The organism is Nostoc sp. WHI (genome assembly GCF_015714725.1).
In the GTDB taxonomy this organism is placed as follows: domain Bacteria; phylum Cyanobacteriota; class Cyanobacteriia; order Cyanobacteriales; family Nostocaceae; genus Nostoc.
The window spans coordinates 45,126-53,954 of sequence record NZ_WBKM01000363.1 but is presented as its reverse complement, the minus strand read 5'-3'; the positions used below and the strand labels follow the sequence as shown (position 1 = coordinate 53,954).

General features: G+C 41.0%; 8 protein-coding genes and 1 pseudogene. 4 read left to right on the top strand and 5 right to left on the bottom strand.

The genetic code is table 11. From position 1 onward, the window contains the following. Nucleotides 1–320: 320 nt before the first annotated feature. Together F8S12_RS37445 and F8S12_RS37440 are read left to right on the top strand one after the other, a co-directional pair. Nucleotides 321–938 (top strand): sporulation/spore germination protein, encoded by a 618-nt coding sequence (locus F8S12_RS37445; protein ID WP_196521384.1) that lies wholly within the window; start codon nucleotides 321–323, stop codon nucleotides 936–938. A gap of 1,092 nt (nucleotides 939–2,030) precedes the next feature. Further along, nucleotides 2,031–2,723, top strand: a complete 693-nt coding sequence (locus F8S12_RS37440) for a serine/threonine protein kinase (protein WP_196521383.1) — start codon at nucleotides 2,031–2,033, stop codon at nucleotides 2,721–2,723. A gap of 259 nt (nucleotides 2,724–2,982) precedes the next feature. On the opposite strand, the pseudogene F8S12_RS37435 reads toward F8S12_RS37440, so the two are convergent. Beyond that, nucleotides 2,983–3,252: pseudogene (locus F8S12_RS37435) on the bottom strand (YdcF family protein); the annotation flags it as partial. Here F8S12_RS37435 and F8S12_RS37430 point away from each other — a divergent pair. Then, nucleotides 3,239–3,544 carry a hypothetical protein gene (locus F8S12_RS37430; RefSeq protein WP_196521382.1) on the top strand — a complete coding sequence of 102 codons (306 nt, stop codon included), beginning with the start codon at nucleotides 3,239–3,241 and terminating at the stop codon, nucleotides 3,542–3,544. The pseudogene F8S12_RS37435 and the gene F8S12_RS37430 sit on opposite strands and share 14 nt — an antisense overlap. A 381-nt stretch (nucleotides 3,545–3,925) precedes the next feature. Further along, nucleotides 3,926–5,569, top strand: a complete 1,644-nt coding sequence (locus F8S12_RS37425; RefSeq protein ID WP_230968545.1) for a hypothetical protein — start codon at nucleotides 3,926–3,928, stop codon at nucleotides 5,567–5,569. Nucleotides 5,570–5,777: 208 nt separating this feature from the next. Here the strand turns inward: F8S12_RS37425 and F8S12_RS37420 are convergent, their stop codons facing one another. From F8S12_RS37420 to F8S12_RS37405, 4 genes are read right to left on the bottom strand one after another with little or no spacing between them, the layout of a single operon-like run. Further along, on the bottom strand, nucleotides 5,778–6,317 hold the full coding sequence (locus F8S12_RS37420; protein WP_196521380.1) for a WcaF family extracellular polysaccharide biosynthesis acetyltransferase: 540 nt from the start codon (nucleotides 6,315–6,317) through the stop codon (nucleotides 5,778–5,780). A gap of 1 nt (nucleotide 6,318) precedes the next feature. After that, nucleotides 6,319–6,903: a YdcF family protein gene (locus F8S12_RS37415; protein ID WP_196521379.1), complete on the bottom strand. Its 585-nt coding sequence runs from the start codon at nucleotides 6,901–6,903 to the stop codon at nucleotides 6,319–6,321. Nucleotides 6,904–6,919: 16 nt separating this feature from the next. Beyond that, complete coding sequence (locus tag F8S12_RS37410) at nucleotides 6,920–7,930, bottom strand: SGNH/GDSL hydrolase family protein (protein ID WP_196521378.1); 1,011 nt, start codon at nucleotides 7,928–7,930, stop codon at nucleotides 6,920–6,922. 2 nt (nucleotides 7,931–7,932) lie between these two features. Next, nucleotides 7,933–8,712 (bottom strand): glycosyltransferase family 2 protein, encoded by a 780-nt coding sequence (locus tag F8S12_RS37405; RefSeq protein WP_196521377.1) that lies wholly within the window; start codon nucleotides 8,710–8,712, stop codon nucleotides 7,933–7,935. Nucleotides 8,713–8,829 lie beyond the last annotated feature (117 nt).

Below are 8,829 nucleotides of genomic sequence, written 5' to 3'. Positions count from 1 at the left end.
CTTTTTAAGGGGAGCCAGCGCGGTCTTGGGGGTTTCCCCCATGAGCGACTGGCGTGGATTAAGGGGGATCATTAAGGACTGTGCACCTTAACCGAACTGTATTGGGGCTACACCTACGATATATTTGGCATCTTTATAAACGAATCTTACCTTTCAACCAGTAAATGCTTGTGTCCACCATAAATTGATTACCAAACGAGTAGAACCCTTGACTTTAACAAATTCTAGGTTGACACTTTATAGACTGGCTCAAGATTCACTAATTTATGCGGAATTAATACCAGCAACACTGAAATTGATAGCAGCAATACAAATAAATTATGAGCAAAATTATGAACACAACCAAGAGATATTTTTTACCCCTTATTTTTGCGACAATTGTTGTCAGCCTCAGCAGTTGTAGTTCTAACCCCACCGCTAATAATATTGACACCGGAACACCATCCCCTACCACTACACCTACAAACAGCGCATCGTCTCCGACTCCCAGCCAAATTCCTCCCGTAGCTCAGTTGAGAGAAAAATCTCCCAATCAAGAATCTCCTAAGGAAAATACGCCTTCCTCATCAACTTCTAAAACTGTCAACGGCAAAACTACCAACGTCACAATTTACACAAGTGATACCCAATGTCAAGAACTAATTCCAGAAAAGGTTTTAGTACCAGCCGAGGAACCCGTAACAAACGTAGTGGGTAAAATTATAGAAAAACGGGATACAAGCGACTTTAGCTTGTCTGGGTATCGCGTCAACATCAAAAATGGGATTGCTACAGTTGATTTGCGAATATCTCCTCAGTCAAAGCGGCAAATAGCTTCTCTTTCTAGTTGTGAACAGTTTGCTTTATTTGGCAGCCTCCGCAAAACCCTAACGAGTAATGCCCAATGGAATATTAAAGAGGTTCGCTTTACGGAGCGAGGCCAGGACATTATTCTTTAAATAATCAAATAATTGGTAATTCAAACAGACAAGTCAGAATTACTATTAAAACATTCAACCAAACCAACTTCCTTAAGGGAGCAACGCGATTTTGTGAGGTCGGATCAAAAATCAGCGATGCCTACGGCGGGCTTCGCCTACGCTCCAATTATAGAGACATTTTTACAGGGTTTTTGAGGTCGTGAGCCATGCGCTCTTTTACCTTTTTTAGAGCGAGCGGAGTGTCTTATTAAAGATAGATTAGCTCCTGCTTCGTCAACAAAGACAAGGTTTTCCGCAGTCGAGGGAATATGGTTTCATTTTCACCCTTGAGTAGATGCACTGATTTATCTTAATTAGTGTACTTCATTAGACTGGTAAACGCTATAATATACTTGACTTTATTTAATTAAGTAGTTCCTTTGGATCTAGCAGAGGATATATTTGTCAAAAGTGAAAAAGTTTTTTCAAGTTGGATAAGCATCCAATCCATTATCTTTACAAATCTTTTTACTGCAACGATGGGCTACGCCACGCCACGGCTAATAGAGCGATCGCTGATGTTGGTTAATCCATCACCAAACTGGAAGTTGCGTAAGAGGTTGTTTGAAAAGTGTTTCGCTGTGACTTTAGGCACTTTAGATCCCCCCTAACCCCCCTTAAAAAGGGGGGAACCGGAATCAAAGTCTCCGAATTTATCGGGAGATTTAGAGGGATCTAAAACTTTTGATACCGACAAGAGGACTTTTCAAACATCCTCTAAGATTAGATAAGGCTTGCTTGTGGTCTTTCGAGTTTGGCATGAGTTGTTTTGGGCAGTTTTAATGCTGTGCAAGGCTAAAACGCATTTCATGATGGCCAAAGAATTTACTCTTCGGTAAGCGTGATGGATATGCTTTTAGTTCTTTGGAAAATCAAGACAGCAGTGATGATAGCTCCAGCGATCGCAGTTAAGATTATGGCAGTTCTCCACAATGGCTTCATGATGCTAGCTCTGTTGTCGCAATATAGGGATTGCCATTTCAAAATTAAGCTCAATTCCAACTGTTGCCGTAATAGTTGAGATAAATCGAGTAGTTTATCTTGTTCTTTGGTGTCAGAAACTTATCCGGTATGGAAAAATTGCTTCCAGAACAGCTGGTCAAAAGCATTTATCAGGAACTACTGCCTAGATTACAAATTGAAAGTGTCAATCCCCGTAATCCCATTCAGGTCAGCTATCTTCCCCAACCCTGGCGGCTGCTTGGCAAAGGAAATTACGCCGCAGTAGTTTATCATCCCGATTACCCTGAGTGTGTAGTTAAAATTTATGCCCCAGGACGACCAGGCTTTGAAGAGGAAGTAGAAGTCTACCGTCGTCTAGGTTCTTATCCGGCGTTTTCTGAGTGTTTGTACGCCAAAGATAACTTTCTAATTTTGAAACGGCTTTATGGAACAACTCTGTACGACTGTATGCACTTAGGTTTACCGATTCCCAAGCAGGTAATAAGAGACATCGATGAAGCTCTTGACTATGCCCGGCGTTGCTCCCTTCACCCTCATGATGTCCACGGGCGTAATGTTATGATGCACCAAGGCAGAGGATTAGTTGTAGACATCTCAGATTTTTTACATCTTGAAGCCTGCTCAAAGTGGAATAACTTGAAGAAGGCTTATTACTGGTTATATCTCCCCGTGTTATGCCCACTTCGACTCCGTGTGCCATACTCTGCCTTAGATATAATCCGCAAATCTTATCGTCTGGCAACCTCTTTCAAAACTTCCTCTTGTCAACTAGTTCTAAGATTAACTCGTTTTAAATGTTGAAAACGTTAGGCTAATTTAGCCTTGCAAACATTAAGTATTTCTATGCTAAAGAGTAAAAAGAAAATGGTATTGAACCCTCTCGCTATTGCTTCGAGTTTAAGCGGATAAATAATATACTTTTTGCGATAGCCAAATTTTATCGATAACTTCTGTAAGTTCTGCGGCTTCTGCGTTAATCAACTAGCCATTGCATTAATAAGTAAGTTGTCGAGGTAAACATAAAACTACCAAATAACATCGTCCATGTTAGTGACTACAGCTAGATTTTAAACACTAAATAGACAAAGCAAAAATAAGTTTCTCGGCTCAAAAACTCCATCTGACTGTGAAAACTGCGATAGCGGGTAGTTGGTGTGGGACACGAATGTGCATCCATCCCTAAACCTCGTGCCATCAATACCGCTCGCTTCATGTGCAATGGATCGCTAACAATCAGAAACTTGGTTAATTGATGAGCATTCGCTACTTCTAAAGCATTTTTGAGGTTCTGGTGAGTTGTGCGAGATTGAGTTTCAGTGAGAATATCAGCAGCTACCAATGTCAGCATTACCGAATTTGCTCTGCAAACTGTACCAGCTAATACACAATCTCCTTTACAGTCAGGTTTTGGTACGCAGCCATCTGCAAACACTACGACATCGCTTAATTTTAACAACTTGACAGATGTCTCTCAAAGTTTCAGTGCAGATTATCACCGCACTAGCTTTAATGCAGATACCCACTTACTATATGCAGACATCGCAATACACAACATTGGCTCTTATAGCGTTGATGCTCCAATGATAGTTGCTGTTACCACATCAGCGACCCGACTGTTGTAGTACGCAATCCTGATGGCTTTACACCCGAAGGTATTCCCTACTATAACTTCTCCAACTTAGTTGCAGGATACTGCGATTCTATAAATCGAACCCGACCTATATCCTGTGACTTTTGCAACTTCTCCTGCTGTGTATCTCTTCGCTAACAGCCAGATTATTTGAAGCTTCTATTATACAGCTTAAATACTGATTAACTCAGTTTTAATCTGCATCTTCTCTGTATCTTCACATAATTAGGTTAATTTTAAATTTTTAAATAAGCCCTCTAAGCTAGTCAGAGACTAGTTTTGAACTTTTCGGAGACATTGAGTAAGAGAAATTACCCTTGACTCATTAAGGAACAAATCAGATTATTGCTACTGTAAGGTGTAAGGAGACTTAATGATAAAGCTTCATTTACGTTCAATGCGTTCGAGTATTTCCTCTGCGCTTAGCTTTGCTATGACTCTGAGTATGGTCGTTAACACGCCACTATATGCTCAAACCCTCAATTCACAATCGACTCCGTTAGATCACCTTAAGGCCGCACCTCGACCTGTATTTAAAAAAGGCAATACTCTATTACCTTTGGGTCAAGCGCATTGTGGGCTATCGAGAGATACTTACATTGAATTAGCTAACTATTGGGGGTATGGACTACCAGTACAGACTGATAATTTGGCACAAGTCGCCCAAGCTAATCCTGGTCGCTACCAATCGATCGCAGCGATAGGAGGAGTGTATAGATTTTATGATAACTATGATGGGCGCAACTCTGACCTTCCTCCCCTGCCACCGAACACTTGGTTACGTGACAAATATGGAAAGATCATTCTCAATGGTGGCCGACCTACAGTTAGCCCTGCTGCCCCAAATGAGGCATTTCAAATCATCGGTAATTATTATGGTAAACAGTTTGCTCAATTAAAAAAATCTGCTGGACAGCCTATCAAGGTGCTCATTAACGAAGGTGAATCTGGTTTGTGGCCACCTCTTGATAACGATCCTGAGCAGCTATGGGGACAAGACCCTACAGTTCTAGCGGATTTTAACAACTCTGGTTTAAACGACTGGTTTGTTTATGCGTCTCGCAATAAAGCAAGACAGGAAGGGGCGCTTAAAGAGGCTATTTTTAAGAACTTGCAATCGAGACCAAATTATTTCTGGTATCAAGAAACCTATGGTAATGAACGTGGGCGATGGGCTGGATGGTCTTGGTATATGTTCTTATACGAGCATTTTCTGGACTCGATGAAAAAGCCGATTGTTTCTGACTATACTGCGCCTGAAATGTATTATCAGCATGGTAACTCTGGCTGGACTGGTGTGCGACCAGAGCACATGGTGCCTTGGGACGCATTGACACAAGCATTGAACAACATCTCTGGGGCAATCAGTCTAGGGCAGAAGTTCACTTATCCTTGGATCACCATGGGTTGGGAAGGTTACCCAGGTCAACCAATCTCCAGCTCGGATACCTTTATGGGTATGATGAAGACTTACTACACCGCAGGCGCCATCGGCTCTGTGGGCGGGTATTTCGTATGCAGTGGACCATTGTGGGAAGCACTCAAGTATAACAAGCCAGTTGGTACGACTACCCCGACATTAATTCGGCAATTAACAATACAAGGTCATGCCCAGGCGTTGTTCTCGCATTTGGAAGAGTACTTGCGTAACGGCGACCTTTTACCAGGACCAAATCTGCATCCCTATCAAAGTTGGACTAAGCTCTTACCAGCAATGGAGTTTCCGGCACAAGGTCAGACACAGCAAGTACAAGGTAATTGGGGATTAATCACAATACCAACAGCGCGCGTGCTGGCACGCAAAATAGTCGGCGAAGACCGTTGGCTAGTTACTGCTTGGGCGAATGTGGGTAGCGATCGCAATGTGAGGGTGAAAATTGATAACAAACTAGGAACTCTGACTTTACGAGCTAGGAAGGCGGGGTCTGTGTATGTCGTCAAACTTGTAAATGGTCGCGTCCAACAGAGTCTGATAGATTCTGATGCCATGAACCCGACTAAGTTCTTGTCTCCATAATCATCAAAATAGGGAGTAGGTACAGATACGATTAATCGTGTCTGTACAGATGTAAGAAGTAGGGTGTATTTTTTTTGATTGTTGGTTGTAGGATTTTCCCGTGATTAGCTGTCTTAAACCTACCCCCTTAACTACTTAAGTCTTACCCCCACTGCATTACGAGTACACAATGCAGTGGGGTAGGATATCAATCCACAACACTCTCTACCTACAATTTCCGTTGTTTTATGGCTTGAGCTGGATTACCCGCATAAATTGTCATCGCCTCTAAAGAACTAGTAGTTACTCCCCCTAAAGTAAGTACTGCTCCGCGACCAACAGTAACTCCTGGGCCAATTACTGCTTGGGCTGCAATCCAACTACTCTGTTGAATATAAATAGGTGCAGTAATCAGTTGAAAATCAGGATGGTTCCAATCATGATTACCAGTACATAGATAAACGCCTTGAGATAGACAGACATGACTTTCGATAGTAACTAGAGCCAGGTTATCAATCCAAGCATCTTCTCCAATCCATACATAATCGTTAACTATTAATCGCCAAGGGAATTTGATGCGAACTCCTGGTTTGATACGGACACCTTGACCAATTTTTGCTCCAAAAGTACGAAGTAGCAAAACTTTTAAACCTGACATCGGCAGCAAGCGACTTTGTACTAAGGGTGAGCCTAAAAAGTACCACAGAAGTTGCTTCCAGTAAGGTGCGCCAGGAATATAATTACCTACTGTGTAAGAATCTAGACGCATACTAGGGTAAATTAATAGCAGACTGAAGACTGGTTCCTGTACGACCTGTGACAATCCAAAGTAAAGAGCGCCCTAAATCCCGAATCATAGGAAAAATAGTTTCTTTTTTAGATCGATCTGATAGTACAGAAATTGGCGTAAAAGCGATACCTTGACTACCAAGAAGCATGGTGGCGATCGCCTTGGCTCTAGGCATGTGATAATCAGAAGTAATTAAGTAAATATGTTGTATGTGTTTACTCTTGAGTTCAGGAATAATTGTAGTAAAGTTTGTAACAGTATCAACAGCACGATAATCAAGGTGAAGGCGGTTCTTGGATATACCAGCAGCCTGAAAAATTGGTCGCACTAGTTCAGGTGGAGTGCCAGAAGAAACCCAAACTTCTAAAGAAGGATACCAACGAGCAATTTCAGCAGCAGTCTGTTCTCGATCTGTCCAACCACCAAGGGTAAGGATCGCTTGGGGTTGGGGTGCTTGGTAAAGGGCGATCGCTATATGCACAGGAATGATACTGAGCAAAATTAGCATCGAGCCTGTGAGAAAAAAAATCCAATATTTTTTCAGTCGGCGATGAAAGCGATTCACAAATATACTCACCCCTTCATTGAGGTATATTCTCATGGCACGCAGATAATTGCCCAGCAACACATAGCTGTTGAAACAATAAATCCGCTAGAGCTTGATTTCCTACCTCATTTGGGTGTATATCATCTCGAAAGAAGGTTTCCACTATTTTCTTCGGCAAGCTTGACCACTCAATTTCAGCGTCAATTAAAGGAACTTGTAAGGACTTTAACTGTTCAATAAACTCCAATTTATACTTAGGTGGGGTGTTGGAAGGAACTAAGTTAGAAACTTGGGGTACGAACAGGACAAAAATTGGAATTTTTTGATTACGAACTAGCTGTACTGTGGTTTTTAGGTTCTGCATATTCTCCTGAAACTGGCGATTGGGTTCAGCAGATGAAGGAGTTACCGGAAAATCAGAAGGCGCAGAGCCAATTTGCAAAGTTTGTAATAACCTTGGCCAAATATAGCGAATCCAAGCTTCTTGAACTGCAAACAGGGGACGATGATTAGGGAAATTAGGGTCGTTTCCAACAACAGCACTAGTACTTGTAGGTTGAGCTAGATCGTTAGTGCCAATTTCCACAATGATAGCATCACTATTAAAAGTGCCAAATTTGCGTAGATATCCTAAATGGTTACCAATTCCCCAGGAACCAGCAGAGGCATTGAGTACTTGTGCTGGATGTCCAGCAGTTATTAATTTAGACTTAAAAATCTCAGTAATTATTTGTTGTTGATCGGTAGGATTACCACCATTGAGAATGGAATCACCGAGCGCCATAATTCTCAGTACTCCCTTAGGCTTTTCTTGAGTAATAGGTTCTGACCTCTGAGAGTACTGATTATATTCAATTCTTTTACCAAAGCGAAATACTTTTTGGTTCGCTTGAAAACGATAACCTGTATTAGGATCTGCTTGACTCAATACAGGATTGCCTAGTCCTAGTACAAGTCTTAAAGAAATTTCAGTAATTACTAGAGCAACTATTATATAGATGGCTATTGTATATTTACGAAATTTCCGAAAAAATTTATTCGTCAATTTCAGCGAACCTCGTTGTTATCTAATTTTTCATATTCAATCAAGCGTATTGATAATAAAATTTCGGCTAGCATTCGCTGGAAAGCGTAGTAGTAACCTGCCCATCCGTCTAAGATTCCTCCTTTTAAAATTAAACAATAAAAAAGGATAATAAAGGGAGCAAAAATCTTTTGTTTCCGAATGCGATCGCCTAAACTCAGCTCATTTGCAGGAGTCTTCAATAATTTCTTGACTTCAATCACCATGTAACGCTCCTGCGCCCATAACCAACGACTCAGAGGTTTGCGATCGTCATGATGGATGTAGCCAGAGAGTATTGCTGATTTCCCAGTAAGTTGCAAAAGCTGAGTGTGTCCATCATCTACATAAATTGCTTTGTCTTTACGAAAAACAACTTTGCGGGGAGGAAGTATTGTTCCTTTAAGTGGTTTGCCAAAAACACAGTATTTAAATCTGGCAAAGTAACCATTTATTTGTCCATCATCTGGTATGGCTTCAATTTCAGCAATTAACTCATCTGTAACAATATAATCTGCATCTAAAGAAAGTACCCATTGAGATTTAACTTTTTCCAATCCATAGTTCCATTGTTTAGCATGAGTATCAAATTTTCTTTGAAAAACTTGTACCTGTGGATAAGAATCCAAAATTTCTGAAGTTTCATCATTGCTGTAACTATCAATAACTACAATTGTCTTTGCCCAAGATAAACGTTGGAGAGTACGACCAATATTGGGTGCTTCGTTATAGGTAAGGATGAGGGGAGTCAATTCTTGAAACATAGTTGAGTAAAATGGCATTAAAAGTATTTATGAGAGTGCGTTATCCCTCTGTTATCAGAGTTAATAAGCATTGTGCAATAGGATGTTTCCAGATAGCTTACTCCTTATAACTGTTGA

Bases quoted from the DNA above. Each gene is read 5' to 3' on its own strand.
- F8S12_RS37445 (WP_196521384.1), top strand. From the start codon at position 321: ATGAGCAAAATTATGAACACAACCAAGAGATATTTTTTACCCCTTATT.
- F8S12_RS37440 (WP_196521383.1), top strand. From the start codon at position 2,031: ATGGAAAAATTGCTTCCAGAACAGCTGGTCAAAAGCATTTATCAGGAA.
- F8S12_RS37425 (WP_230968545.1), top strand. From the start codon at position 3,926: ATGATAAAGCTTCATTTACGTTCAATGCGTTCGAGTATTTCCTCTGCG.
- F8S12_RS37420 (WP_196521380.1), bottom strand. From the start codon at position 6,317: ATGCGTCTAGATTCTTACACAGTAGGTAATTATATTCCTGGCGCACCT.
- F8S12_RS37405 (WP_196521377.1), bottom strand. From the start codon at position 8,712: ATGTTTCAAGAATTGACTCCCCTCATCCTTACCTATAACGAAGCACCC.